The organism is Pseudoxanthomonas suwonensis 11-1, from assembly GCF_000185965.1.
GTDB classification, from domain to species: domain Bacteria; phylum Pseudomonadota; class Gammaproteobacteria; order Xanthomonadales; family Xanthomonadaceae; genus Pseudoxanthomonas; species Pseudoxanthomonas suwonensis_A.
The window spans coordinates 754564-780530 of record NC_014924.1; the positions used below are offsets into that span (position 1 = coordinate 754564).

At 70.1% G+C, this 25967-nt stretch carries 18 protein-coding genes and 1 tRNA gene; 14 read left to right on the plus strand and 5 right to left on the minus strand.

Going from position 1 to position 25967, the window contains the following annotated elements:
- The first annotated feature begins 152 nt into the window (after positions 1 to 152).
- The 6 genes from queE to PSESU_RS15855 all read left to right on the plus strand — a co-directional run bounded on the left by queE (position 153) and on the right by PSESU_RS15855 (position 4169).
- Entirely contained in the window at positions 153 to 812 is a 660-nt protein-coding gene (gene queE, locus PSESU_RS03360) for a 7-carboxy-7-deazaguanine synthase QueE (RefSeq protein ID WP_013534362.1), read from the plus strand.
- Positions 809 to 1534, plus strand: coding sequence for a 7-cyano-7-deazaguanine synthase QueC (gene queC / locus PSESU_RS03365; protein WP_267878632.1), 726 nt, complete (start codon positions 809 to 811; stop codon positions 1532 to 1534). The genes queE and queC overlap by 4 nt, the downstream gene beginning before the upstream one ends.
- Before the next feature lie 108 nt (positions 1535 to 1642).
- Positions 1643 to 1718 (plus strand) — tRNA-Lys (locus PSESU_RS03370).
- Positions 1719 to 1871: 153 nt separating this feature from the next.
- Entirely contained in the window at positions 1872 to 2528 is a 657-nt protein-coding gene (locus PSESU_RS03375; protein ID WP_013534364.1) for a hypothetical protein, read from the plus strand.
- Positions 2528 to 3109, plus strand: coding sequence for a hypothetical protein (locus PSESU_RS16085; protein WP_155942703.1), 582 nt, complete (start codon positions 2528 to 2530; stop codon positions 3107 to 3109). Before PSESU_RS03375 ends, PSESU_RS16085 begins: the two co-directional genes overlap by 1 nt.
- Positions 3072 to 4169: an MBL fold metallo-hydrolase gene (locus PSESU_RS15855; RefSeq protein WP_013534365.1), complete on the plus strand. Its 1098-nt coding sequence runs from the start codon at positions 3072 to 3074 to the stop codon at positions 4167 to 4169. The genes PSESU_RS16085 and PSESU_RS15855 overlap by 38 nt, the downstream gene beginning before the upstream one ends.
- On the opposite strand, the gene PSESU_RS03385 is transcribed toward PSESU_RS15855, so the two are convergent.
- Entirely contained in the window at positions 4166 to 4429 is a 264-nt protein-coding gene (locus PSESU_RS03385) for an integrase (RefSeq protein WP_155942704.1), read from the minus strand. The genes PSESU_RS15855 and PSESU_RS03385 overlap by 4 nt on opposite strands.
- Before the next feature lie 960 nt (positions 4430 to 5389).
- Here PSESU_RS03385 and PSESU_RS16090 point away from each other — a divergent pair.
- Positions 5390 to 5899, plus strand: a complete 510-nt coding sequence (locus PSESU_RS16090; RefSeq protein WP_155942705.1) for a hypothetical protein — start codon at positions 5390 to 5392, stop codon at positions 5897 to 5899.
- A 50-nt stretch (positions 5900 to 5949) separates the two neighbouring features.
- On the plus strand, positions 5950 to 6132 hold the full coding sequence (locus PSESU_RS03390) for a hypothetical protein (RefSeq protein WP_013534366.1): 183 nt from the start codon (positions 5950 to 5952) through the stop codon (positions 6130 to 6132).
- 129 nt (positions 6133 to 6261) lie between these two features.
- On the opposite strand, the gene PSESU_RS16095 is transcribed toward PSESU_RS03390, so the two are convergent.
- Positions 6262 to 6480 (minus strand): hypothetical protein, encoded by a 219-nt coding sequence (locus tag PSESU_RS16095; RefSeq protein ID WP_013534367.1) that lies wholly within the window; start codon positions 6478 to 6480, stop codon positions 6262 to 6264.
- A 242-nt stretch (positions 6481 to 6722) separates the two neighbouring features.
- Between PSESU_RS16095 and PSESU_RS03395 the strand changes: the two genes are divergently transcribed.
- A complete protein-coding gene (locus PSESU_RS03395; protein WP_013534368.1) occupies positions 6723 to 11219 on the plus strand; it encodes a DEAD/DEAH box helicase in 4497 nt (1498 codons plus the stop codon).
- A 21-nt stretch (positions 11220 to 11240) separates the two neighbouring features.
- Here PSESU_RS03395 and recQ read toward each other — a convergent pair whose 3' ends face one another.
- Positions 11241 to 13064 carry a DNA helicase RecQ gene (recQ, locus tag PSESU_RS03400; RefSeq protein ID WP_041764396.1) on the minus strand — a complete coding sequence of 608 codons (1824 nt, stop codon included), beginning with the start codon at positions 13062 to 13064 and terminating at the stop codon, positions 11241 to 11243.
- A 106-nt stretch (positions 13065 to 13170) separates the two neighbouring features.
- Complete coding sequence (gene hrpA / locus PSESU_RS03405) at positions 13171 to 17391, minus strand: ATP-dependent RNA helicase HrpA (protein WP_013534370.1); 4221 nt, start codon at positions 17389 to 17391, stop codon at positions 13171 to 13173.
- 100 nt (positions 17392 to 17491) lie between these two features.
- On the opposite strand from hrpA, the gene PSESU_RS03410 reads away from it, so the two are divergent.
- Positions 17492 to 18055, plus strand: coding sequence for a Dps family protein (locus tag PSESU_RS03410; protein ID WP_013534371.1), 564 nt, complete (start codon positions 17492 to 17494; stop codon positions 18053 to 18055).
- Positions 18056 to 18131: 76 nt separating this feature from the next.
- On the opposite strand, the gene PSESU_RS16610 is transcribed toward PSESU_RS03410, so the two are convergent.
- Positions 18132 to 18824: a hypothetical protein gene (locus PSESU_RS16610; protein WP_013534372.1), complete on the minus strand. Its 693-nt coding sequence runs from the start codon at positions 18822 to 18824 to the stop codon at positions 18132 to 18134.
- A 61-nt stretch (positions 18825 to 18885) separates the two neighbouring features.
- Between PSESU_RS16610 and PSESU_RS03420 the strand changes: the two genes are divergently transcribed.
- The 4 genes from PSESU_RS03420 (at position 18886) to recG (ending at position 25910) form a co-directional block, all read left to right on the plus strand.
- The gene (locus PSESU_RS03420) at positions 18886 to 21054 is read left to right on the plus strand and encodes a RelA/SpoT family protein (protein WP_013534373.1); all 2169 of its coding nucleotides are present in this window, start codon (positions 18886 to 18888) and stop codon (positions 21052 to 21054) included.
- Positions 21055 to 21136: 82 nt separating this feature from the next.
- Positions 21137 to 23308: a RelA/SpoT family protein gene (locus PSESU_RS03425; RefSeq protein WP_013534374.1), complete on the plus strand. Its 2172-nt coding sequence runs from the start codon at positions 21137 to 21139 to the stop codon at positions 23306 to 23308.
- A gap of 75 nt (positions 23309 to 23383) precedes the next feature.
- Positions 23384 to 23764 carry a RidA family protein gene (locus tag PSESU_RS03430; protein WP_013534375.1) on the plus strand — a complete coding sequence of 127 codons (381 nt, stop codon included), beginning with the start codon at positions 23384 to 23386 and terminating at the stop codon, positions 23762 to 23764.
- A gap of 10 nt (positions 23765 to 23774) precedes the next feature.
- The gene (recG, locus tag PSESU_RS03435; RefSeq protein WP_041763815.1) at positions 23775 to 25910 is read left to right on the plus strand and encodes an ATP-dependent DNA helicase RecG; all 2136 of its coding nucleotides are present in this window, start codon (positions 23775 to 23777) and stop codon (positions 25908 to 25910) included.
- Positions 25911 to 25967 lie beyond the last annotated feature (57 nt).

A 25967-nucleotide genomic window follows, 5' to 3' on the forward strand; every position in this document is an offset into this window, starting at 1 on the left:
CCCGCCAGTGTTTCCCTGCCGCTGCGCCCCTCGTGGGCGCGCGTCGTTTCTGGAGGCCGCAGCGGCTGTCGGGGGCGACCCGGCGGCCCATCTCCTGCGTCGCCGGGCCAGCCCACCAGGTCGCTGGCCTCCGGGACCTACAATACGAGCCCATGAATACCCAGCTTCCGCAGGACCGCCTGCGGATCACCGAGATCTTCCTTTCCCTGCAGGGCGAGGCCAATGCCGCCGGCTGGCCGACCGTGTTCGTGCGGCTCACCGGCTGCCCGCTGCGCTGCCAGTACTGCGACACCGCCTATGCCTTCCATGGCGGGCAGTGGTGGGAGATCGACGCCATCCTCGCCGAGGTCGCGCGCCATGGCGTGCGCCATGTCTGCGTGACCGGCGGCGAGCCGCTGGCGCAGAAACGCTGCCTGGACCTGCTGCGGCGCCTGTGCGACGCCGGCCATGACGTCTCCCTGGAGACCTCCGGCGCGCTGGACATCGCCGGCGTGGATCCGCGCGTGTCGCGGGTGGTGGACCTCAAGACCCCGGGCTCGGCCGAGATGGCGCGCAACCGGCTGGAGAACATCCCGCTGCTGACCGCGCGCGACCAGGTCAAGTTCGTGCTGTGCGGCCGCGCCGACTACGAGTGGGCGCGCGACATGGTCGCCGAGCACGGCCTGTCCGCGCGCTGCGACGTGCTGTTCTCGCCGTCCAAGGGCCAGCTGGAGGCGCGTGACCTTGCCGACTGGATCGTCGCCGACCGCCTGCCGGTGCGCTTCCAGATGCAGCTGCACAAGATCCTCTGGAACGACGAGCCGGGTCGCTGAACCCGGCTGCGGCCCTACAATGGGCCACCCCACAGCAAGCAATCCCCATGAAGAAAGCCGTCGCCCTCGTATCCGGTGGCATGGATTCGGCCGTCGTCCTGGCCATCGCCCGCGAGCAGGGCTTCGCCGTGCACGCGCTCAGCGTACGCTACGGCCAGCGCCACACCTCCGAGCTGGATGCCGCCGCGCGCGTGGCCAGCGCCCTGGGCGCGGCCGCGCACAAGACCGTGGCCATCGACCTGCGCAGCATCGGCGGCTCGGCCCTGACCGACGACATCGAGGTGCCGGAGGCCGGCGGCGAGGGCATCCCGGTCACCTACGTGCCCGCGCGCAACACCATCATGCTGTCCGCCGCCCTCGGCTGGGCCGAGGTGCTGGGCGCCGCCGACATCTTCTGCGGCGTCAACGCGGTGGACTATTCCGGCTATCCAGACTGCCGTCCCGAGTTCATCGAGGCCTTCGAGCGCCTGGCCAACCTCGCCACCAAGGCCGGTGTCGAGGGTGCGGGCATCCGCGTGCACGCGCCGCTGCTGCACATGGGCAAGGACGAGATCGTGCGCGAGGGCCTGCGCCTGGGCGTGGACTTCGCCCAGACCGTGTCCTGCTACCGCGCCGACGACCAGGGCCTGGCCTGCGGCCACTGCGATGCCTGCCAGCTGCGCGCCGCCGGTTTCGCCACCGCGGGCGTGGCCGATCCCACCCGCTACATCACCGGCGCCTGAGCCGTGCCGGACGCCCTGACGCCATCGGCGTCGCGGCGGTTCGACCGCGCCAGCCGCAGGCGCCGCCCGATCGGGTAAAATGCGCGACCCGGCCCCGGCCGGACCCGTGGGCCGTTAGCTCAGTCGGTAGAGCATCGGACTTTTAATCCGCTGGTCGATGGTTCGAATCCATCACGGCCCACCAATATAATCAATGGCTTGCGCTGTTTCGTGCCGAGCCGAAAGCCCGCTCCGTAATTTGCTCCGTAAGTCTAAGGGCGATATGACCCCCGACCTTTGCGCTGCATACGCAGCTTTCGGGTAGGATCGGCCGGGGAATTCCAAGGTCCGAGCGCAGATGAACTTGAAGCCCGCCAAGACGGCGGCCTCGCTAGTCGTCATAGGTCCGGTCAATCCGGCTATGTTCCACCCGGAGTGGTTCAAGGCTAATGACCTGATTAGGGCGGCTGAAGCCGACGAGGCCGAGATCAAGATCGTCTCGGCCGAGATCACCATCTTCAAGGCCGAGTGGTTGGAGGTGGACGTTCGCCAAAACCGCATCCAGCTGCGCACCACCCAAGAACCGTATTACCCCATCGTGCGTGACCTCATGGCTGGCTGCCTTGCTGCGCTACCGCGCGTGCCGTTTGATCAGATCGGCTTCAACTGGGAAAACGTCTATCAGATGCCCTCGGCGGAGACATACCACGCCCTGGGGCATCGACTGGCTCCTAAGGGCGAGTGGGGCGATTCGCTGGTAAATCCGGGGCTTGTAAGCCTTACGATCAGGTCCGAGCGTGGAGACGGCAGAGACGGCTTCCGGAACTTCACCGTCAAGCCCAACCTCAAGAGCAACGTGGATTACGAAGTCATCTTGACCGTCAATGACCATGTGAGCTTCATTGACGAAAAGCCACAGACATCTGAATTGGTGCGGGAGTGCATCTTGGAATATTGGGATCGCTCGCGAGCAGACTTTGACGCTGTAGCTAACGACGTGATGAGGCAGTCCTGATGGAACAGGCATTGGAAACGCGCGATCTACCCTATGGTGGCGTGCTTGCTGATGGGACCATCGCTCCGATTGACTCCATGGCAAAACTGCTTTCCCATGGGGGAGATCTGCTTGACACGAGCGGTCTAGCTGATAGTTGGGCGGGCATCGTCCAGATGAAAGCCTCCACCCAGGCCCATCGTGGGAACCAAGAAGTCAATCGTGCGTTGCAAGCATCCTCGCAACTTCTAGCTTCGCGGCGCGTCGACGTGGTGAGCGGCGTCGATGTGCAGTTTTGGGAGGGCATCGTACTTGACGTAGAGGATGACGAAATTACGGTCCGATTGACCGACAAGACAAGCGGTCAACCCGATTGCGAGGCAAGTTTGTCGCTTTCGGAGGTGGACGAAGAGGACAGGGATCTTGTCCGCGAGGGCGCGGTTTTCTACTGGCATGTGGGATACGAGATGCGACCTTCGGGCCGGAAGCGATCGAGCATGATCCGGTTTCGGCGCATGCCCGCATGGACGAAGACGGATCTTAAGAGGGTGGAGAATCGCGCAGATGAGTTGTTCAAGCGTCTCTCGTCTGCCCAGGTTTGACGCTCCGCTTGCTTCGCAGTTGGAAGTTGTCTTAATCGGACCTCGATATGGCGAGGCGATCTGTGTCCACCTCGGGAGCAATCGATGGCTGATGGTCGATTCCTGTCTCTATGAGGGCAGTGTCGCTCCGCTGCACTACCTCAACCAAATAGGGGTAGACGCGAGCGCGATCGAAATGATCGTGGCCACCCATTGGCACGACGACCATGTTCGCGGCCTGAGTGAAGTTGCCGATGCGGCATCGGATGCTGTGTGTGTCGTGCCACTTGCACTCAACTCTAAAGAATTCATAACGCTTGCGTCCGCCTACAGCGGCAGAGACGCGTTGGCCAAGGGTGTATCTGAGCTTTATAGGGTTCTGTATCAAACGGACGTAGCCCGGCTCCGATTCGCGGCCGCAAGTCAGTTGTTGCTCAGCACTACCACAGAAGCCGGGCCGGTCAATGTCTGGGCCCTCAGTCCATCGAGCGAGGAGTGCCGTCGAGCGCTAGTTGCTGTGGGCTCGATGTTGCCGCGCGAAGGTGCCCCCATCGGCCATCCGCCAGCCCGCAGGCCAAATCACTTGGCAATGGCGCTGCTTATAACTGTGGGCGACACGGCCCTGATCCTCGGAGCCGATCTGGAAGAAGTCGGCGACCCGCTGGTCGGTTGGCGGAAGGTCCTAACCGAACCGGTTGCTCAGAATATCGCTGCCACCTTGTTCAAGGTGCCGCATCATGGGTCCGACACGGCTTACTACGCTCCGGTCTGGCAGAGCATTCTTACTGCTAACCCGGTTGCCATTGTGACTCCCTTTGAACGCGGCAAGTCGAAGCTGCCAACGGCAGACGGGATTGCGCAGTTGAAGGGGCACACGCCGCACCTGTTTGTGACTTCCCCGCGGGTTCTCACTCGGCCACCGCGCTTGTCGTCAATTGTCAGCGACGATGTCGCGGCGCGCACAAAAGACGGGCTGCGGACGGTTGCGCGTCGTCCGGGCATTGTTCGCTGCCGGCGGCATCCTGGCGATCGGTCAGGTGCTTGGGAAGTTGGTTTGTACGACGGCGCTGCTCAGCTCTAGCCGCATCGGCCTGCTGGTCTGACGACGAGGACGCTCATGTCGTAGACCTTCATCATCGCGTCGCTGACACCGAGCGCGTCCTGGCGGTCGGCGCGATTGCCAGCCGTGTCGGTGCCGCCCTTGTGCTTGAGGTCGTGAAGGCTGAAGCGCTCTTCCGCGCTGATGACGCCGGCATCCATGGCCAGCTGCACGAAGCGCTGCCACGCGCTGTCCAGGCTCGTCTTCAGCAGCGGCGCGCCGTGGTCGGCGATGAAGACCACGCGCTGCTCCGGACGCATGGGGAACGGCTTCGACGTTCGACGCCGGCGCGCCGGCTGGCCAGCGCCGCATCCCACGCAGCTTTGCTGCCGGGCCCGCCACGGTCCGCCGCTTCTTCTTGGGGCCGTCGACGCCGGTGACGGTCCCAAACACGTACCACCGACCGCGGCCCGTGGCGTCCCAGTAGATCCCGCGAGGGATCTTCGCCTGGTCGATGTGGGCCGTGATGGCCGGGTTGTGTTTGCGGTTGCGAGGGGCCATCAGACGATGTCGGTCTGGTAGCTGCCGTTGGCGGCTGGAGCTTGGAGGCCGAAGGCTGCGTCTAGGGCTGCGGCGGTGGTCCAGATGCCGCCCCCGCCGCTTGCCTACCTGGCAGAGCTCCTGGCGGTCGGTGAACTGGAGGACTCGTCCGATCATGCTGCAAATGCTCTCCCTGTGCCGGCCCTAGATCGGGCGCTAACCGGGCCCTTCGCGCGTGGTTGGCAGCACGGCGTCGAGGTTTGCCTCTGCCAAGGCGCGAAGCGGCGGGGGCTCATGCTGCCAGCCTCCGAATGGCCCGAGAGCCGTCAACGCTGTGTGCTTCCAATCCAGCCGCGCTCCTTCCGTCATTGGCTGGCCCGCAAGGCATCTCGGTGCAGGCGCGGCGACAAGCCGGCTCGTAGCTCCGCCATAGAGGCATAGGAATTACGTGGCAGAATCCGACGGAAGATTCTAAGGGGGGCGATGCGGCGATCGGTAAGGTTACGGCCTTCTTGACGCGCCCATTTGTGTTGGGGGTGGCCTGTGTGGCGACAGGCCCTGGTGCTGCCGTTTGCCTGCTTGGGATCCCTAAGCTCTGGTCGCCGGAGGCTGCTGGCTGGGCTGCTGCCACGGGAAGTTTCACGGCTGCCGCTGTCGCCCTTCATGTTGGTCTGAAACCCCTTACGGACGCGGTGGCCAGAAGGCGAAAGATCGCCGATAACATGCTCAACGTGGCTGCGGCCTCTGTAACTGATCAGTTCCTTCAAATCGACACCGCGCGTCGTATGCTGCATGCGCGCCCGCTTAATCGAGTGAGTTTCGACACCGCTATCGAGCTGTTTCGGGAGCTCGACGCGGCCCAACTCGAACAGCTCGTTCCGTATTTTGACGTGCTCTCCGAATCGGTCGCCGATGAGGCCACCTACTGCATCGTGAAGGTCCGGCGCGTGCGGACGGTCTTGGATGTCATCAAGGCACGGGATCAAGCGACTAATTACGACGCGGCGGCGGACGCAACGATTCCAGTGCTGGAGACGACACTCCAAGCTTACGGCAAGTTCAGGACGGCAGTCGCAGGACATTTTGGTGGGCCCGCACCTGAGGACCTCGGTGAAGAAGCCCAACGGCGAGCAATTGCTTATCGACGTGCCGCGGACCAGAGATTCATTGCTGAGACTTTCACTGGTCCCGGCGATGACACGGGTAGTGATGCATCACGCCGCACTCTTTAAGCTGAGAGTGGACCTTCCTCTCGGCCACGCCGCGCCGGCGCGAGTCGGTGGTGGGGCGCTCGATATCCGGGCCGAACGAGGGCAAGACCCTTGTCCGCAAGGAGAGCTGGACCGAGGAGCGCTACCAGGTGGTGGTGACCCACGCCTGCAGCGAGTGCGGCGACGTGCGCCGGGAGCAGTCGATCCGCACGGTCGAGGCCAACAAGACCAGCGACGACATCTACCGGCGCTGAGTCCGCGCGACCGCCCGCGGTCCACGTTTGCAGACGCGGACGCAGGCTTGCCGCGGCATGGATGCGCTCCATGTCGTGCGGGAACCGGTCACGCCAGGCGGCAGTGGCGTCTGCAATGCCAGGAGGATCTCAGTCGCCGTCGCGATAGATGCGCGACAGCCGCGCACCATCGTGGGAAACGAAGCGGCCGCTGTCGCCAGTCAGCGCGAAGCGGATGGCGGCCATCAGCGCAGTCGGGGGTTCGCAACGCCAGTCTCGCGCCTTGCGGTAGGCCTTCCTGAAATCGTGGATGCGTTGCTGCAAGCTGGCCCGGCCATGGGCCCGGTGTCGCGGATCTTCCGTCGCCATTGCACACTCCTCTGGCCAGGCAGGGCCGTGACCATCGGTCAACGTTGATCCTCCCGCCGCGAACATACCGCGTCCCCGGCGCGCTAACCACCGCGGGGATGAACGGGGCGCTGCCCCGTTCGCGGTCCGAGATTGATGCGGGTCACGGACGGTCCCATAGTCAGGCGTACGGTCCCCGTCGCCATCCCTGCGACACCACCGCGCCAGGCTGCCCTGGCTGTCTCCCCCGGCCATCGCCGTCCATGAGCCCGCCCGACTTCCATCCCGCCATTGCCCGCTGGTTCGATGCCGCCTTTCCGGGTCCCACGGAGGCGCAGGTCGCCGCGTGGCCGGCAATCATGGCCGGGCGCAGCACCCTGGTGGCCGCGCCCACCGGCTCGGGCAAGACCCTGACCGCGTTCCTCGCGGCGATCGATGCCCTGGTGCGCGAGTCGCAGCAACAGGGCGGCCTGCCCGACGAGACCCGGGTGCTGTACGTCTCGCCGCTGAAGGCGCTGTCAAACGACATCGCCCTTAACCTGGAGGCGCCGCTGGCCGGGATTGGCGCGGCGCTGCGCGAGCTGGGCCTGCCCGAGGCCGGGATCCGCACCGCGGTGCGCACCGGCGACACCCCGCAGTCCGAACGCGCGCGCCTGCGCCGCAAGCCGCCGCATATCCTGGTGACCACGCCGGAATCGCTGTACGTGCTGCTGTGCTCCGAATCCGGGCGGGCGATGCTGGGCACGGTGCGCAGCGTGATCGTCGACGAGATCCACGCCCTGGCCGGGAACAAGCGCGGCAGCCACCTGGCGCTTTCGCTGGAGCGGCTGCAGGCGCTGTGCGCACGGCCGCTGGTGCGGATCGGCCTGTCGGCCACGCAGAAACCGGTGGAGGAGGTGGCGCGCTTCCTGGTCGGCGCCGGCAACGTGTATCCCGGTCGTGGGCAACTGCCCACCACGGGGGGCGACTGGCAGCGCGGCGGGGCGGTGCATGGCGGCACGGCCACCCGCGACGTACCCGACTGCGCGATCGTCGACATCGGCTACACCCGCCAGCGCGACCTGGCGCTGGAAGTGCCGCCCACGCCGCTGTCGGCGGTGATGTCCAACGACCAGTGGGAGCAGGTCTACCTGCGCGTGGCCGGACTGGTGCGCGAGCACCGCACGACGCTGGTGTTCGTGAACACCCGGCGCATGGCCGAGCGCGCCGCGTTCCACCTCGGGCGCCTGCTCGGGCACGACGCGGTGGCCACCCACCACGGCAGCCTGTCGAAGGAGCTGCGGCTGGATGCCGAGCAGAAGCTCAAGCGCGGCCAGCTGCAGGTGCTGGTCGCCACCGCTTCGCTGGAACTGGGCCTGGATATCGGCGACGTCGACCTGGTCTGCCAGTTCGGTTCGCCGCGCTCGATCGCCGCCTTCCTGCAGCGCGCCGGGCGTTCCGGCCACCACGTCGGCGGCGTGCCGCGCGCGCGCCTGTTCCCCACCACCCGCGAGGACCTGGTCGAGTGCGCCGCACTGCTGGACTGCGTGCGCCGCGGCGAGCTGGACGCGCTCAGGGTGCCGGAGGCGCCGCTGGACGTGCTGGCGCAGCAGATCGTGGCCGAGGTCGCCGCGCGGGAGTGGGACGAGGGCGAGCTGTTCGAATGCCTGCGCCGGGCGTGGCCGTATGCCGCCCTCGAACGCGGACGCTACGACGAGGTGGTGGCGATGCTGGCCGGCGGCTTCAGCGACCGCCGCGGCGCGCGTGCCGGCTGGGTGCACCGCGACGCCGTGCACCACCGCCTGCGCGGGCGCGAGGGTGCGCGCCGGGTCGCGACCATGTCCGGCGGGACCATTCCCGAGACCGGCGACTACTCGGTGGTACTGGAACCGCAGTCCAGCTTCGTCGGCACGGTCAACGAGGATTTCGCGGTCGAGAGCATGGCTGGCGATGTTTTCCAGCTGGGCAACACCAGCTACCGCATCCTGCGGGTCGAACCGGGCAAGCTGCGCGTGGAGGATGCGCAGGGCCAGCCGCCCAGCATTCCGTTCTGGCTGGGCGAGGCGCCCGGGCGCAGCGACGAGCTGTCGCTGGGCGTGTCGCGGCTGCGTGCGGAAGTCGCGGCATGGCTGGCAGGCACGGAGGACGGAGCGGAACACCCGGTGACGCTGGCGCCCGGACGCATCGCCGCCGCGCAACGCTGGCTGCGCGACGAGGTCGGGTTGGACGAGGCAGCGGCGCGCCAGCTGGTGGACTACCTCGGCGCCAGCCTGGTGGCGCTCGGCGCCATGCCGACCCAGGAGACCCTCGTGCTGGAGCGGTTCTTCGACGAGACCGGTTCCACCCACCTCGTCGTACACAGTCCCTGGGGCAGCCGGCTCAACCGCGCCTGGGGCCTGGCCCTGCGCAAGCGCTTCTGCCGCCAGTTCAACTTCGAGCTGCAGGCGGCGGCGACCGAGGACGCCATCGTCCTGTCGCTGTCGACCAGCCACAGTTTCCCGCTGGCCGAGGTCGCCAGGTACCTGCATTCCTCGTCGGCGGCCGACGTGCTGGTGCAGGCGCTGCTGGACGCGCCGCTGTTCGCGGTGCGCTGGCGCTGGAACGCCGGCACGGCGCTGGCCCTGCCGCGCTTCTCCGGCGGCAAGCGGGTGCCGCCGCAGCTGCAGCGGATGAAGTCCGAGGACCTGCTGGCCACGGTGTTCCCCGACCAGGTCGCCTGCCTGGAGAACATCGTCGGCGAGCGCGAGGTGCCGGACCATCCACTGGTCGCGCAGACCCTGCACGACTGCCTGCACGAGGCCATGGACCTGGACGGTTGGCTGGAGGTGTTGCGTGGGCTCGAATCCGGGCGCATCGCGGTGGTCGCGCGCGACCTGGCCGCGCCGTCGCCGATCGCGGCCGAGGCGATCAATGCGCGGCCCTATGCCTTCCTCGACGACGCCCCGCTGGAGGAGCGTCGCACCCAGGCGGTGCAGTCGCGGCGCTATGCCGACCCGGAGTCGGCCTCGGACCTTGGCCGGCTCGATGCCGAGGCCATCGAACAGGTGCGCGTCGACGCATGGCCACGTGCCCATGCCGCCGACGGCATGCACGAGGTGCTGACCGGGCTGGGCTTCCTGACCGAGGACGAAGCACGGCGCGAAGCGCACTGGCCGGCGCTGCTGCGCGTGCTGGCGGACGAAGGGCGCGCCACCTCCGTCGAGGCAAAAGGCCAGCAGTGGTGGGTCGCGGTCGAGCGCCTGCCGCAGCTGCTGGCGCTGCATCCGCAGGCGAACCAGGAGCCGGTACCCAGGGTGCCGGAAGAGTTCGCGCGGGTGCCGTGGAGTACGGAGGATGCGCGGGTCGCGCTGCTGCGCTCGCGGCTGACGGCGCTGGGGCCAGTCACCGTGACCGCGCTGGCCGCCAGCCTGGCGTTGCCGCCCTCTGCCATCGAGCAAGCGCTGCTGGCGCTGCAGACCCAGGGTTATGCGATGCAGGGTCGCTTCACGCCCGGCGCGCGCGAGCAGGAGTGGTGCGAGCGTTACCTGCTGGCGCGCATCCATCGGCTCACGCTCAAGCGCCTGCGCCGCGAGATCGAGCCGGTGGCGCCACGCGATTTCATGCGCTTCCTGTTCGAGTGGCAGCGCGTCGCCCCGGAAGCGCGGGTGAGCGGACCGGAAGCGCTGGCCGACGTGCTGGCGCAGTTGGAAGGCTACGAGGCGCCGGCGCCAGCCTGGGAGGCGGAGATCCTGCCGGCGCGCGTGCGTGACTACGCCAGCACCTGGCTGGACGACCAGTGCACCGCCGGGCGCACGCTGTGGACCCGGCTGCGCGCGGCCGGTAGCGAGGCCGAGGGCAACCGCGCCGGCGCTTCGCTGCGCAACACCCCGGTGCTGTTGCTGCCGCGGCGGCATGTGCAGCACTGGGCGGCGCTGGCGCCGCCGCTGGATGCTGGACTGCCCGGGGTTTCCTCGCGTGCGCGCAAGGTGGCCGGATACCTGGCCGAGCACGGTGCCTCGTTCTTCGACGAACTGCTGGAGGCCACCCGCCTGTTGGGTACCGAGCTGGAGGACGCGCTGGCCGAGCTGGTGGCACGGGGAGTGGCGCATTGCGACAGCTTCGCCGGCCTGCGCGCGCTGCTGGTGCCGCCGTCCAAACGCCCTTCGCCGGGTCGCGGCCGCCGTCGCGGCTCGCTGCACACCATCGAGGATGCGGGACGCTGGGCGCTGGTGCGCAGGCCTGCGCCAGTGGAGGAGGACGGCGCTGCGACGCGCCGGCGCCCGGATGCGGAAGCCGTGGAGCACGTCGCCCGCGTGCTGCTGCGCCGCTACGGCGTGGTCGGCTGGCGCATCCTCGAACGCGAGGCGGCCTGGCTGCCGCCGTGGCGCGAACTGCTGCGCGTCTACCATCGCCTGGAGGCGCGGGGCGAGGTGCGTGGCGGGCGCTTCATCGAGGGCCTGAGCGGCGAACAGTTCGCATTGCCGGAAGCGATCGCGCCGCTGCGCAAGGTGCGCAACCGGCCCTTGGACGGGCAACTGGTCGAGGTCAGTGCGCTGGATCCGCTAAACCTCTCCGGCACCCTGCTGGCGGGGGAAAAAGTGCCGCGCATCGGTGGCGCGCGACTGCTTTGTCGCGATGGCGTGCCGGTGGCCGCGCGCGTTGCCGGCGAGGTGCGACTCCTCACCACGCTGGAACCGGCAGTCGAGGAGGAAGTGCGCAGGCGCCTGTCCGGCGAGCCCGAATCCGGGCTGGAGGCGCTGCTGGCGAGGATCCAGGCCGGCCTGCCGCAGCCTGCGCGCTGAGCCCGCGCAGGCGGGTACCCCTCAGCCGTACTCGCGGATCACGTCCAGCACGTCCTGGCCATAGCGCGCCAGCTTGCCCCCACCGACGCCGCCGACCCGCGCCAGCTCGCTGATCGTGGCCGGGCGCAGCTGGGCGATGTCGCGCAGGGTGCGGTCGTGGAAGATCACGTAGGCCGGCACGTTCTGCTCGCGCGCCAGGCCAGCGCGCCAGGCGCGCAGCGCGTCGAACAGCGGACGGTCATGCGAATCGACGTGCAGGGTGCTCTGGCTGGGACGGTCGCCGCCGCTGGAGCGGCCCGGACGGCGCGCAGGTTCCTCGCGCATCAGCACCTGGCGCTCGCCCTTGAGCACCGGCCGCGCGGCCGCGCCGAGGCGCAGGCCGCCATGGCCTTCGGCATCGACTTCCAGCAGGCCGGCGACCACCAGCTGGCGGAACACGCTGCGCCAGGTGTTGGTGTCCAGGTCGGTGCCGATGCCGTAGGTGGACAGCTCGTGGTGGCGGAACTGGCGCACCTTCTCGGTATCGGCGCCGCGCAGCACCTCGATCAGGTGCGAGGCGCCGAAGCGCTGGCCGGTGCGGTACACGCAGCTGAGCGCCTTGCGTGCCGCCTCGGTGGCGTCCCAGGTGCGCACCGGCTGCAGGCAGTTGTCGCAGTTGCCGCAGCCTTCGCGTCCATCGGGAGATTCGTAGGCTTCGCCGAACGCGGCCAGCAGGGCCTGGCGCCGGCACATGGCCGATTCGCAGTAGCCCAGCAGCTGGTCCAGCTTGCGCCGCTCCAGGGCCTTGCGCTCCCCGCTGGCCTCGCCCTGCTCGATCATCTGCCGCAGCAGGACGACGTCGCCCAGGCCGTAGCCCATCCAGGCCTCGGCCGGTTCGCCGTCGCGGCCGGCGCGGCCGGTCTCCTGGTAATAGCCCTCGATCGACTTGGGCAGGTCGAGGTGGGCGACGAAGCGCACGTCCGGCTTGTCGATGCCCATGCCGAAGGCGATGGTCGCGCACATCACGATGCCGTCCTCGCGCAGGAAGCGGCGCTGGTTTTGCGCGCGCACGTCCGAGGGCAGGCCGGCGTGGTAGGGCAGGGCGGCGATGCCCTGTCCGGCGAGGAACTCCGCGGTCTCCTCGACCTTGCGTCGGGACAGGCAGTAGACGATGCCCGACTCGCCGCGATGCCCGCCCAGGAAGTCCAGCAGCTGCCGGCGCGGGTTGTCCTTGTGCGCCACCGCGTAGCGGATGTTGGGGCGGTCGAACGAGCTGAGGAAGCAGCGTGCGCTTTCCAGCGCCAGCCGCTCGGCGATCTCGCGCCGGGTCGGCGGATCGGCGGTGGCGGTCAGTGCCAGGCGGGGCACGTCCGGCCAGCGCTCGTGCAGCACCGTCAGTTCGCGGTACTCGGGGCGGAAATCGTGGCCCCACTGCGAGACGCAGTGCGCCTCGTCGATCGCGAACAGGGCGATGCGGCTGCGTTCCAGCAGCGACAGGAAGCGGCCGGTCAGCAGCCGCTCGGGGGCGACGTAGAGCAGGTCGAGCGTGCCGTCGAGCAGCTCGCGCTCGACCTGGCGGGCCTGTTCGGCGTCCAGGGTGGAGTTGAGGCAGGCCGCGCGCACGCCAAGCTGCAGCAGCGCCTCGACCTGGTCCTGCATCAGCGCGATCAGCGGCGAGACCACGATGCCGGTGCCCTCGCGCAGCAGCGCCGGCACCTGGTAGCACAGCGACTTGCCGCCGCCGGTGGGCATCAGCACCAGGGCGTCGTTGCCCGCGGCGACGTGCTCGATGATGTCCTGCTGCTGGCCGCGGAAGGCGTCGTAGCCGAACACCTGGCGCAGCACGGACAACGCATCGCGCGCCACGGGCGCACTGCCGGCGCGCGACGGCGTGGCGTTCAAGGATTCCTGCATGGTCCAAGGATACCGGCGCCCGTGGGCACCGGCATGAACAATATCGATTGCACCGCGCTCAATCCTTCAGTGCGGCCAGCTTCTGCGCCAGCTTCTTGGGCGAGACGCCACCGCGCGAACCCAGCTCCTGGGCGAACAGCAGCACCCGCAGCTCCTCCACGTCCCAGCGCAGCGACTGCCAGCCCGGCCGGGAGGCCACGCCACGCGCGGTGGCGCCAGCCAGGGCGTCGGTGAACGGTTTCAGCTCCAGCATCCGGGCCTGGTCGCGGGCCGGATCGCGCATGGCGCGTTCGGCACGCAGGCTCATGCCCCTGAGCCAGCGCGGGAACTGCGCCAGCGCCTCGGCCGGGGTGTGGCGCAGGAAGCCCGGGTGCACCAGGCGCTCCAGCTGGGCGCGCAGGTCGTCCAGGTTGGCGCCGGCCCAGCCCATCAGCGGAGCTTCCAGCTGCGGCTTGAGCGTGGCCACCGCGGCGAGGATCTGCTCGGCCAGCTGCAGGCGCTGCATGGCCTCGGCGAACAGCTGGCGACCGGCGGCCTCGGCCCGCTTCTGGAATGCGGCCCTGTCGCGGATTCCGTCCAGCCCGTCGGCCAGCACCGCATTGAGTGCGGCCTCGACCAGGTCGGCGCGCAGCTGTTCCTTCTCCTGCGCCTTGTCCTGCGGCGAGCCGCCGAACTGCTCGATCGCCGCGTACAGCAGGCCGAGCTTGGGCGACACCGGCAGCTGCTTGCGCGCCTGCCGGGCCTTGTCGGCCAGGGCGATGCGCAGCAGCCGATCGACCCCGCGCGGGTGCGCGGCCTCGGCCTGGCCGCGGTCGGCGAACACCCGCAGCACCGCGTGCGTGCCTTCGTCCACCAACGCCGGGAAGCCGGGCACGCCGGCGTCGCCGGTGACCTGCAGCGGCAGCGGCTCCTCGGGGAACTCGCGCAGCTCGCGGGTGCTGGTGGCCAGGGTGTTGGCGGCGCGGGCGGCGAAGGCGCGCGCTGCACGCTCGCCGAAGCGCGCGCGCAGGTCGTCCAGGTCGCGCGACTCGGCCAGCACCTTGCCGCCGCGGTCCGGCAGTTCGCGCAGGCGCAGGTTCATGCGCAGGTGCGGCTCCAGCGCCGCCTCGTCGAAGTCCAGCGCCGCCACCGGGCTGCCGGTGGTCCTGCTGAGGAAACGCGCCAGCTCGCCGGCGATGGAATCGGCCGTGGCCTGCGCGAATGCCTCGGCGAAAGCCCGGCCGAAGTCCGGCGCCGGCACGTAGTTGCGGCGCATGGCCTTGGGCAGGGTGCGGATCAGGCCGGCGGCCTTGTCGGCGACGAAGCCCGGCGCCAGCCAGGACAGCCGCGCCGGGTCCAGCGCGTTGAGCAGCGGCAGCGGCACCTCCAGGGTGACGCCGTCGTCGGCCGCGCCCGGCTCGAACCTGTAGTGCAGCGGCAGGCGCGCGTCGCCCAGCGCGAAGTACTTCGGATACAGGTCGCCCTGCTGGCCCTCGCCCGGCAGCAGGTCGGCCAGCGACCAGCGCAGGGCCCGCTTCTTCTCCTGCTCCAGCTTGCGGTACCAGGCATCCAGGCCGGTGGCCGAGTGGATCTCGGCCGGGACGCGGTCCAGGTACCAGCGCGCCTGCCAGTCCTCGTCGGCGACCAGGCCGGCGCGGCGCAGCTTGGCTTCCTCCTCGCGCGCCTGTTCGAGGGTCTTGAGGTTGGCGGCGACGAACGAGGCTTTCGTGTCGATCTCGCCGGGAATCAGCGCCTGGCGCACGAACAGGTCGTGGGCGCCGGCCGGGTCGATGCGGCCGTAGTGCACCGGGCGCTTGGGTGCCAGCACCAGGCCGAACAGGCTGATCTGCTCGGAGGCCAGCACGTTGCCCTGCGCGCGCGACCAACGCGGGTCGAAGTGCTTGCGTGCCAGCAGGTGCGGCAGCTCGGCGATTGCCCAATCCGGCTCGATCGTCGCGGCAGTCAGGCCCCAGACCTTCTGCGTGTCCAGCAGGGTCGCGACCAGCACCCACGGCGGCGGCTTCTTCGCCAGCGGTGAGGCCGGGAACAGCTGGAAGCGGCGCTGGCGCGGCGCCTGGAAGTCGCCCTTCTCGGTGCGATGGCCCAGCTGGGTCGGCAGGCCGGCGATCAGGGCGCGGTGCAGCGACTGGTAGGCGGCCGCGCGTTCCCTGGCCGGGACTGCAAAACCGGGGTCAGAGTCGGTTTTCCCCGGCTTCCTGCCGCCGCCCTGCTTGTCCTGTTGGAAAACCGACTCTGACCCCGGTTTTGCGGTCTGCTCCGTCTTGCCCTCGCGCGCCAGGCGCGCGGCGCGGTGCAGCTCGCCGCGGGTGGGGCGGCTGCCCTCGCGGGCTTCGGTTGCCGCCGGTGCACCGGCCAGCAGCGGCAGCAGGGAGCGTTCCGGCTCCTCCTCACGCCAGCCCAGCTCGTTGCACAGCAGCTTGAGCTGGCGGTGCAGCTCACGCCATTCGCGCATGCGCAGGAAGCCAAGGAAGCGCTTGCCGCACCAGTCGCGCAGCTTCGACTGGGTCAGCTCGCCATGGGCGTCGTCGTAGGCCTGCCACAGGCGCAGGATGCCGACGAACTCCGAGCGCTGGTCGGCGAACTGCGCATGCGCGTTGTCGGCGGCCTCGCGCGCTTCCGGCGGGCGCTCGCGTGGATCCTGCACGCCGAGGAAGGCGGCGATCGGCAGCATCGCGCGCAGGCAGCCATGCGCCTGCGCCGCCACCAGCATGCGCGAGAGCTTCACGTCCACCGGCAGGCGCGCCATCTGCCGGCCGATCGCGGTCAGGCGGCGCTGGCCGCTGCCGGAATCCTCGACCGCGCCCAGCTCGAGCAGCTGCTGCCAGCCGTCGGCGATGGCGCGCTCGTCCGGCGGTTCCAGGAACGGGAAGTCCTCGATCCGGCCCAGGCCCAGGTGGAGCATGCGCAGGATCACGCCGGCCAGGCTGGAGCGGCGGATCTCCGGATCGGTGAACTCCGGCCGCGAGAGGAAATCGGCTTCCGAGTACAGGCGGTAGCACACGCCCTCGGACACGCGTCCGCAGCGGCCCTTGCGCTGGTTTGCGCTGGCCTGGCTGACCGGCTCCACGTGCAGGCGGTCGATCTTCGAGCGCGGGCTGTAGCGCTTGATCCGCGCGTCGCCCGGGTCGATGACGTAGCGGATGCGCGGCACCGTCAGCGAGGTTTCGGCGACGTTGGTGGCAAGCACGATGCGCCGCTGCGGGCCGGGGTTGAACACCCGGTCCTGGTCCTTGGCCGAGAGCCGCGCGTACAGCGGCAGCACTTCGGTCGAGCGGTACTGGCGCTTCTCCAGGGCGCGGTGCAGGTCGCGGATCTCGCGTTCGCCGGGCAGGAACACCAGCACGTCGCCGCGCGGGTCCCCGGCGGTGATCTCGTCCACCGCGGCGGTGATTGCCGACAACGGATCAGCCTCGCGCTCCGGGCGCGGACGCCGCGCAGCGGAGCCCCGGCCGGGCTGCGGCGGCGCCTGGGACTCCTCGCCCGGAGCCTCCGGCGGCCGGTAGCGCACTTCCACCGGATAGGTGCGGCCGGCGACCTCGACCACCGGCGCGTCGTCGAAGTGGCGCGCGAAGCGGGCGGTATCGATCGTCGCCGAGGTGACGATCAGCTTCAGGTCCGGGCGCTTGCGCAGCAGCTGCTTGAGGTAGCCCAGCAGGAAGTCGATGTTGAGGCTGCGCTCGTGGGCCTCGTCGACGATGATCGTGTCGTAGGCCGACAGCCAACGGTCGGAGGCGATCTCCGCCAGCAGGATGCCGTCGGTCATGAACTTGATCCGGGTGTCCGCGCCGACGTTGTCGGTGAAGCGCACCTGGTAGCCGACCAGCCCGCCCAGCGGGGTCTTCAACTCCTCGGCCACGCGCGCGGCCACTGCGCGGGCGGCGATCCGGCGCGGCTGGGTACAGCCAATGCTGCCGGCCACGCCGCGCCCGGCGGCCAAGCACAGCTTGGGCAGCTGGGTGGTCTTGCCGGAGCCCGTCTCGCCCGCCACCACCACCACCTGGTGGGTGCGCACCAGTTCGACGATGCGTTCGGCCTCCGCGGTGATCGGCAGCGCCGGATCCAGGGTGATCGGCGGCAGGCCTTCGGCCCGCGCCCGACAGGCGGCAACCGAGGCGGCCAGGGCCTGCTCGAAGCGCGCGCGCAGTTCCGCGTCGGCCGGCTTGCCTCGCCAGCGCGACCACATGCCGTGCAGGCGACCGCGGTCGCGGCTCAGGGCGCCGGATATCGCAACCCGACCATCGTCGAGGGCCTTGCGCAGGTCGTCGGGTATCGATTCCATCTATCGGGCCGTGTGAAACTTTGCATAACGCGTGCGGAGTTAGTGTCTATTCTGACAGTCCCCACCACTTCCGTGGACCCAAGCCCCCAAGGAGCGACCCATGGCAAAGGCCAAGCCCGCCACGAAAAAGACCTCTTCCACCACCAAGGCGCGCAAGACCAGCGCGATCGACCCGGTGGCGTCCTCCTCGCGCATCGAGATCGGCATCGACGCCAGCGACCGCAAGGAGATCGCCGAGGGCCTGGCGCGCTTCCTCGCAGATGCCTTCACCCTGTACCTGAAGACCCACAACTTCCACTGGAACGTGACCGGTCCGATGTTCAACTCGCTCCACGTGATGTTCGAGGAGCAGTACACCGAGCAGTGGAACGCCCTCGACGACGTCGCCGAGCGCACTCGCGCGCTGGGCTTCAACGCGCCGGGCTCCTACGCTGAATTCATCGCCCTGACCTCGATCCGCGAGGAAGAGGGCGCCAATGGCGTGCCGGACTGGAAGGGCATGGTCCAGCAGCTGGTGGAGGGCAACGAGGCCGTGTGCCGCACCGCGCGCAGCGTGCTCAAGACCGCCGACGATGCTGGCGACGACCCGACCGTGGACCTGCTGACCCAGCGCCTGCAGACCCACGAAAAGTACGCCTGGATGCTGCGCTCGCTGCTCGAGTGACCGGCGCTTTCCCGGCAGGAACGACACGGCCGCCCCTGGGCGGCCGTGTCCGTTCTGGGCGGCAGGCCCGCCAGCCTCAGCGGATGCGGCGCACCTTGGCCGGGGTGTTGTAGCCCTCCACGCGCAGGAACCAGGCGTTCATCAGGCCGGGCTTGATGGTCACCGCCGGGTCCTGCCTGCGCACGCCGTCCAGCCTGGCCGGCTCGATCTGCTCCCAGACCTGGCCATTGGCGAGGGTGTACTGGCGGCCCTTGGCGAAGCCGCGGAACTCGCCGACCAGGGTGCTGGTGATCGGCTCGGAGGAGCCGAAATCGAAGAAGCCACGGCTTTCCTCGCGCACCTCGCGACGACCCTCCTCGCGGGCCTGCTCGCGGATGCGTTCCAGCTCGGCCGCATCGACCACGGCAGGGGCTGCCGGGGCGCTGGCAGGTGCGGTTGGTGCCGGCGTCGCGACCGGCGCCGGGGCAGGCGCGGCAGCGGCGGCAGGCGCGGGCGGAACTGGAGCCTGGGCCACGGGCACCTGCGGCGCTTCCGCCGGCACCATGCCCGTGTCGCGCCGCTGCAGCCAGGCCTCGAGCGCGGCCAGCTCGGCCGGGCTCAGCTTGTCCAGGCCGGCAGCACGGAATTCGGCGGCGCTCATCTGCTGTCGCAGCGACCCGCTGGCCGCCTCCTCCGCGCCGGCCACGCCGGCCGCCAGCAGCAGGGCCAGCGACAGGCCGAGCAGGGCCGGCGCGCGTGCCGGCCGCGGAACACGATGACGCAGCTGCATGGCTTGTTCCTCCGGTGTATTGCTCGCTAGTGTAGTCACAACCCCACGCGCCGGAACGGCCTTGTCGCGCCCCCCCATCGACGGACTGGAAGCCCTGCTGCGGGACCCCGCTGCGTCCCGCCTGCCGGCTGCCCTGCGCGATGCGCTGGCGGAGGCGTGGGCTGCCGAGGGCACCGGCCGCCAGGCCTTGCTGCCGTGGCCGGTGATCGCCGACACCTTGCGCAACCTGGTCAGCCTCGACGCCGACGAGACCGCGCTGGCCGCGGCCCTGCTGTACGACCTGCCTGGCCTGCGCGCCGTCGCCGGGCCGAAGGTATGCGCGCAATGGCCGGCAGTGGCGGTCCTGCTCGACGGCCAGGACGCGGCCGACCAGGTCTGGGCGCTGCATGCCGGGCGCGAGGCCGGGCGCAACGGCGAGGGCCTGCGCCGGCTGCTGCTGTCCATCATCCAGGACCTGCGGGTTGTGCCGGTGCTGCTGTCCCGGCAGCTGGCGAGGATGCGTGCGGCCGGTGGCCTGCCCGGGGAGGAGCGTCGCGCGCTGGCGCAGCTGACCCGCGACATCCATGCACCGCTGGCCAACCGCCTGGGCATCTGGCAGCTGAAGTGGGAACTGGAGGACCTGGCGTTCCGCTTCCTCGATCCGGACACCTACCGCCGCATCGCCCACGAGCTGGACGAGAGCCGCGCCGACCGCGAGCGCTACATCGAGTCGGTCAAGGCGCAGCTGGGGCAGGCGCTGGCCGGACACGGATTCACCGCGGAGATCAGCGGACGGCCGAAGCACATCTACAGCATCTGGCGGAAGATGCAGAAGAAGCAGCTGCCGCTGGACAAGCTCTACGACCTGCGCGCGGTGCGGGTGATGGTGGCCGACGTGGCCGCCTGCTATGCCGCCCTGGGCGTGGTGCACTCGCTGTGGGCGCCGGTGCCCGGCGAGTTCGACGACTACATCGCCCGGCCCAAGCCCAACGGCTACGCCTCGCTGCACACCGCCGTGGTCGGCCCGGAAGGGCGCACGCTGGAAGTGCAGATCCGTACCCGCGAGATGCACGAGCAGGCCGAACTGGGCGTGGCCGCGCACTGGCGCTACAAGGAAACCGGCGGCAGCGCCGCGGGCAAGGGCGCTGGGCGCGCGTTCGAGCGCAAGATCGCGTGGATGCGGCAGCTGCTGGAGCAGGCCGCGGAGAGCCGCGACGAGGGCCTGGCCGCGGCGCTGGATGCCGAGCTGGTCGAGGAGCGGGTCTACGCGCTCACCCCGAAGGGAGAGGTGATCGACCTGCCGCGCGGCTCCACCCCGCTGGATTTCGCCTACCACGTGCACACCATGGTCGGGCACCGCTACCGCGGGGCCAAGGTCAACGGCCGCATCGTGCCGCTCGGCTATCGCCTGCGCAGCGGCGACAAGGTCGAGATCCTCACCGGCAAGGAGCCCGATCCCAAGCGCGACTGGCTGCTGCCGGCCAATGGCTTCCTCGCCAGCGGGCGCTCGCGCGACAAGGTGCGGGCCTGGTTCCACAAGCTGGACCGCTCGCGCAATGTCCAGGCAGGCCGCGAGATGCTGGAGCGCGAACTCAAGCGCCTGGGCCTGCACACCGCCGACCTGGGGCCGATAGCGAGGAAGTTCCATGCCGAGAGCGTGGACGACTTGTACATCCAGGTCGCCCTGGGCGACGTGGGGCCGCACCAGGTCGGCCGCGCCCTGCACGAGCTGGAGCGCGCGGCCGAGGCCGCCGCGACCCCGGCCCTGCCGCCGCGCCCGCCCAGCCGCCAGGCGCGCGGCAAGCCGCGCCCCGGCTTCACCGTCCAGGGCGTGGGCAACCTGCTGGTGCAGCTGGCGCGCTGCTGCCAGCCGGTGCCAGGCGAGCCGATCGCCGGCTACCTGACCCGCACCCGTGGCGTCACCGTGCACCGGGCCGAATGCGCCTCCTTCGCCCGCCTGGCCGCGGCCCAGCCGCAGAGGGTGCTGCCGGTGGAGTGGGGTTCCGCCGGCAGCGGCTACGAGGTGGACGTGGCGGTCAGCGGCGTGGACCGCAAGTGGCTGCTGAAGGACGTCACCACCCTGATCGCCCAGGAGGACGCCCACGTGGCCGACATCCGCAGCGACCTGCGCGCCGATGGCCGCCTGCAGCTGCGCCTGCGCCTGAGGGTGGACGATTACGGCCAGCTCTCGACCCTGCTCGGCAAGCTCGATGCCCTGCCGGGGGTGGAGCGCGCCTGGAGGCTTGGTTGAGGCGGGGAACCCTGCGTGGCGCATGGGTTCGCGTATCCTGCGAGGTTTGCCGCCGGCAGTCCGCTGGCATAGGCTTTCGCGCATGAACCCCGGCACTTCAGTACAGGCAGTTGCAAGCGAGCCGCCGTCCAGCGGCGAGCCGGCGCCGGACTACGTCCTTGAACTCGAGCGGGCGGCCGCCTACCTGCCGCGCGAGCAGCTGCCGCTGCTGCGGGACGCCTGGCGCGTCGGCGCCGCGGCCCACGCCGGCCAGACCCGCAAGTCCGGCGAGCCCTACATCACCCACCCGGTAGCGGTGGCCACGGTCCTGGCCGAGCTCGGCCTGGACGCGGAGACCCTGGTCGCGGCGATCCTGCACGACACCATCGAGGACACGCCGCTGACCCGCGAGGAGCTGGCGGCGCAGTTCGGCGAGGACGTGGCCGAGCTGGTCGACGGCGTCACCAAGCTGGACAAGCTGAAGTTCCGCGACCGCCAGGAAGCGGCGGCCGAGAGCTTCCGCAAGATGCTGCTGGCCATGTCGCGCGACCTGCGCGTGATCATGATCAAGCTGGCCGACCGCCTGCACAACATGCGCACGCTGGGTGCGCAGGGCAGCGAGGCGCGGGTGCGCATCGCCCGCGAGACCCTGGAGATCTACGCCCCGATCGCGCAGCGCCTGGGCATGAGCCTGGTCAAGTCCGAGCTGCAGAACCTGGGCTTCCGCGCCCTGCATCCGTGGCGCCACGCGATCATCGAGAAGCACATCCGCAGCCAGCCGGTGGTGCGCCGCGAGTCGATGGCCCAGGTCGAGGTCAAGCTGTCGCAGGGCCTGGCCCGTGAGGGGCTGGAGCACCGGCTGGTGAGCCGGATCAAGACCCCGTGGAGCATCTACAACAAGATGCAGGGCGAGGGTAAGAGCTTCGACCAGGTGATGGACGTGTTCGGCTTCCGCGTGGTGGTGCGCTCGGTGGCCGACTGCTACCACGCCCTCGGCGCGGTCCATGCCCAGTTCAAGCCGCTGGACGGGCGCTTCCGCGACTTCATCGCCATTCCCAAGGCCAACGGCTACCAGTCGCTGCACACGGTGCTGTTCGGACCCTACGGCTCGCCGATCGAGGTCCAGATCCGCACCGAGGAGATGGACCTGATCGCCGAGCGCGGCATCGCCGCGCACTGGACCTACAAGCACGGCGGCGACAGCCCCAACAGCGCGCAGAGCCGGGCGCATGCCTGGATCGTGGAGCTTATCGAGTCGCAGCGCGCCGCCGGCTCGTCGCTGGAATTCCTCGAGAACGTCAAGGTCGACCTGTTCCCGGACGAGGTCTACCTGTTCACGCCCAAGGGCCGGATCCTGGCCCTGCCGCGCAATTCCACCGCGCTGGACTTCGCCTACGCGGTGCATACCGACGTCGGCAACCAGGCCGTGGCCGCGCGCGTGGACCGCAAGCTGGTGCCGCTGAAGACCAAGCTTTCCAGCGGCCAGACGGTGGAGGTGATCACGGCCAAGTCGGCCGCGCCCAAGCCGCAGTGGCTGGAATTCGTGGTCACCAGCAAGGCACGCACCGCCATCCGCCACCAGCTCAAGCAGCTCGAGCACGAGGACGCGGTGCAGCTGGGCCACCGCATGCTGGACCGCGCGCTGGAGGCGATGGGCAGCTCGCTGGAGCGGCTGCCGCCGAAACGCCTGGAGTCGTTCCTGGCCGAGCACCGCTTCCCGCGACTGGAGGCGTTCCTGGCCGAGGTCGCCCTGGGCAACTGGATGCCCAGCCAGGCCGCGCAGGCGCTGATGGCCTATGCCGAGCTGCGCGGCGGCGGCCACTCCAAGCATTCGCAGGAGAAGATCCTGATCAACGGCACCGAGGGCGGGGTGGTCAGCTTCGCCAACTGCTGCCAGCCGATCCCCGGCGACGAGATCATGGGCTACCACACCTCCGGCAAGGGCGTGGTGGTGCACCGCCTGGACTGCCCGAACCTGGCCGAGTTCCGCAAGTCGCCCGAGCGCTGGGTGCCGATCGACTGGGATCCGAACGTCACCGGCGACTACGACACCTCGCTGATCGTCGACGTGGAGAACCACACCGGCGTGCTGGCGCAGCTGGCGGCGGCGGTGGCGCAGAGCGAGTCCAACATCGAGCGGGTGGACTACCTGGACCGCGACATGAATGCCGCGCAGCTGCGTTTCGCCATCCAGGTCCGCGACCGCAACCACCTGGCCGAAGTGATCCGGCGCTTGCGCCGGCTCAACGTCGTGCAGAGCGTGCGCCGGCAGTAACGATGCCGCGCATCCGGGCCCCAAGGGCCGCGGGACGCTAGAATCCGCCTGTCCTCCACCCGGGAATCGCATTCCATGCTGCAGATCGTCCATACCGACCACGCCCCCGCCGCCATCGGCCCGTACTCGCAGGCCGTGCGCAGCGGCAACACGGTGTACTTCTCCGGCCAGATCCCGCTGGTGCCGGCCACCGGCGAGGTCGTCGAGGGCGACATCGAGGCGCAGGCGCGCCAGGTCTTCGAGAACCTCAAGGCCGTGGCCGAGGCGGCCGGCGGCTCGCTGGACCGGATCGTGCGCCTGGGCCTGTACCTCACCGACCTGTCGCAGTTCGCCGCGGTCAACGCGGTAATGCAGCAGTACTTCACCGCGCCGTTCCCGGCCCGTTCCACCATCGGCGTGGCCGCGCTGCCCAAGGGCGTGGCGTTCGAGGCCGACGCGGTGATGGTGCTGGGCTGATCGCACCGGCGTGGCGCCACCACGTGTTCCCGCGCCGGCGCTGGCAGGCCAGGGCGCCACGCCACTGGCCTCGCTGCGCGGCGTGGGCGACCGCCTGGCCGCCAGCCTCGCCGCGCGCGGGCTGAGCACGGTCCAGGACCTGTGGTTCCTGCTGCCGCTGCGCTACGAGGACCGCACCCGCCTGACCGCCATCGCCGACCTGCGCAGCGGGGAACCCGCCCAGGTCGAAGGCACGGTGGAGGCGGTCGAACGCGGCTTCCGCTACCGGCCGATGCTGCGGGTGGCGGTCGGCGACGGCTCGCATCGCACCGTGGTGCTGCGCTTCTTCCACTTCCGCGCCGCCCAGGTGGCGCAGTTCCGCCCGGGCGTGCGCCTGCGCTGCTTCGGCACGCCGCGGCCGGGCCAGCACGGGCTGGAGATCGTCCATCCCAGCTACCGCGTCCTCGCCGCGGACGAGGATCCGGCGCTGGGCGAGAGCCTGGATCCGGTCTACCCCTCGATCGAGGGCGTGGGCCCGGCGACCCTGCGCAAGCTGATCGGCCAGGCGCTGGAAAAACTGCCCCCGGCCGAGGCGCTGGAGCTGCTGCCGCATGGCACGCCCGGCCTGGCCGGCCTGCCGGGCCTGCGCGAGTCGCTGCTGGTGCTGCACCGTCCGGCCCCCGGCGAGGACCTGGCCGCATTGGGGGCGGGCACCCATCCGGCCCAGCGCCGGCTGGCGCTGGAGGAACTGCTGGCCCACCACCTCGGCCTGCGCCGCCAGCGCCTGGCGCAGCAGCAGCTTCGCGCCCGCGCGCTGGATGGTCCCGGCGAACTCGCACGCCGCCTGCGGGCGCAGCTGCCGTTCGCGCTGACCGGCGCCCAGCAGCGTGTGTACCAACAGGTCCGCGCCGACCTCGCCCGTCCCAGCCCGATGCAGCGGCTGGTGCAGGGCGACGTGGGCTCGGGCAAGACCGTGGTGGCGGCGCTGGCGGCGACCCTGGCGGTGGAGCAGGGCGGCCAGGTCGCGCTGGCCGCGCCGACCGAACTGCTGGCCGAGCAGCACCTGGCCAACCTGCGTGCCTGGCTGGAGCCGCTGGGCATCCGCGTCGCGTGGCTGGCCGGCAAGGTCACCGGCAAGGCGCGCGCCGCGGCGCTGGCCGATGTCGCCTCCGGCGCGGCCCAGGTGGTGGTCGGCACCCACGCGCTGATGCAGGAGGGCGTGGCCTTCCACGACCTGGTGCTGGTGATCGTGGACGAGCAGCACCGCTTCGGCGTGCAGCAGCGGCTGGCGCTCCGCGACAAGGGCCCGGCCCACGGCCACGTGCCGCACCAGCTGGTGATGACCGCCACCCCGATCCCGCGCACCCTGGCCATGACCGCCTATGCCGACCTGGACGTGTCGGCGATCGACGAACTGCCGCCAGGTCGCACCCCGGTGCAGACCGTGGCGGTCAGCGCCGACCGCCGTCCCGAGCTGGTCGAGCGCATCCGCGTCGCCTGCGCCGAAGGTCGCCAGGTGTACTGGGTCTGCACCCTGATCGAGGAGGCCGAGGAGCCCGGCAAAGGCCAGGGTCCGGGCCTGCAGGCCCAAGCGGCCGAGCGCACCTTCGAGCAGCTCACCGCACAGCTGCCGGGCGTGCGCGTGGGCCTGGTCCACGGGCGCATGAAGGCCTCCGGGAAGCAGGCGGCGATGCGCGCGTTCAAGGATGGCCACACCGACCTGCTGGTCGCGACCACGGTGATCGAGGTCGGCGTGGACGTGCCCAATGCCTCGCTGATGATCATCGAGAACGCCGAGCGCCTCGGCTTGGCCCAGCTGCATCAGCTGCGCGGCCGGGTGGGGCGCGGCGCGGCCGCGTCGTCCTGCGTGCTGCTGTACCAGCCGCCGCTGTCGGCGACGGCGCGGCAGCGGCTGGACGTGCTGCGGCGGACCGGCGACGGCTTCGTGATCGCCGAGGAGGACCTGAAACTGCGTGGTCCGGGCGAGCTGCTGGGCACGCGCCAGACCGGCCTGGCCGCGTTCCGCATCGCCGACCTGGCGCGCGACGCCGACCTGCTGCCGAAGGTGCACCAGCTCGCCGACCGCCTGCTCACCTCTGCGCCCGATGTCGCCGACCGCGTGATCGCGCGCTGGATCGGTGGTGCCGCGCGATACGCGGGCGCGTGATCCTGCATTGCCTGTCGCGCGCGGCATTGCCCTGCGCGCGCTCCAACGGCGACACTG